A 1167-nucleotide genomic window follows, 5' to 3' on the forward strand; every position below is an offset into this window, starting at 1 on the left:
CCTTCTGGGCGTACGGCCACGTCCCCAACGGCTGGGAGGGCGACGCGACCGACGCCATCGAGCGGCAGATCGAGCGCTTCGCCCCCGGCTTCCGCGATCTCGTGCTGGCCCGCGCCGTCGCCGGCCCGCCCCAACTCGCGGCCCGCAACGCCAATTACGTCGGCGGCGACACCGCCACCGGCTCCGCGGCCGGCCTGCGCCTGCTCATCCGGCCCAAGCTCACCCGCGTCCCGTACGAAACCGCCCACCCCGCCGTGTTCCTCTGCTCCCAGGCGACCCCGCCCGGTCCCGGCGTCCACGGCATGTCCGGCCATTACGCCGCCAAGGCGGTGTGGCGCCGCCTGCGCGCGAACCGCCGCTGAAACGCCCTAGGTGTATTGATCACGAGCGTTGTTAACGCTGGCAGGTGTTGATCAATGGCGAAGACCTCCGGTGTGGTGGAGGTGTCGAATCTGCACCGCACGGAGGTCTTCGTGTCCCACCGTAATGCCCGGCTGACCGTTCACGGCAGGCGGCTGCTGGTCGAACGCATCCGCTCCGGACGTCCTGTCGCTCACGTGGCTGCTGAAATGGGTGTGTCACGGCCCACGGCCCACAAATGGATGCGCCGGTGGCGGACGGAAGGCGAGGCGGGCCTGCAAGACCGCTCCAGCCGACCACACACGACCCCGCACCGCACCAGGCCCGACATCGAAGACCGTGTCTGCACACTGCGGCGAAGCCGCAAGCTCGGTCCGGCCAGGATCGGACCGATCCTGGGCCTGCCGGCCTCCACCGTGCACCGCATCCTTGCCCGCCACGGCCTGCACCGGCTGGCCTGGCTCGACCGCCCCACCGGCGAGCCGATCCGCCGCTACGAACGAGCCCGGCCCGGCGAGCTGGTCCACGTCGACATCAAGAAACTCGGCAGCATCCCCGAGGGAGGGGGCTGGCGCACGGTCGGCAGGACCGCGGGCGCCCACAACAAACAGGCCACCACCGACCGGCGCAAGAGCTGCAAGCCGGTGATCGGCTACAGCTACATCCACTCCGCCATCGATGATCACTCCCGCCTGGCCTACAGCGAAGTCCTCACCGACGAACGCAAAGAAACCGCCGCAGCCTTCTGGCGCCGGGCCCAAGCCTTCTTCGCCCGCCACGGCATCACCGTCGAGCGTGTCCTAACCG

The 1167-nt window shown here is 69.8% G+C and carries 1 protein-coding gene and 1 pseudogene; both read left to right on the top strand.

What is annotated here, in order from left to right; all coding sequences use genetic code 11:
* Window positions 1-362 (top strand): annotated as a pseudogene (locus tag ACH4E7_RS45655) (hypothetical protein); the annotation flags it as partial.
* A gap of 111 nt (window positions 363-473) precedes the next feature.
* The coding region (locus ACH4E7_RS45660; RefSeq protein ID WP_396255135.1) for a leucine zipper domain-containing protein at window positions 474-1167 on the top strand (694 nt) is incomplete at its 3' end.

Origin of the sequence: Kitasatospora sp. NPDC018058 (assembly GCF_044327205.1) — a bacterium.
Lineage (GTDB): Bacteria > Actinomycetota > Actinomycetes > Streptomycetales > Streptomycetaceae > Kitasatospora.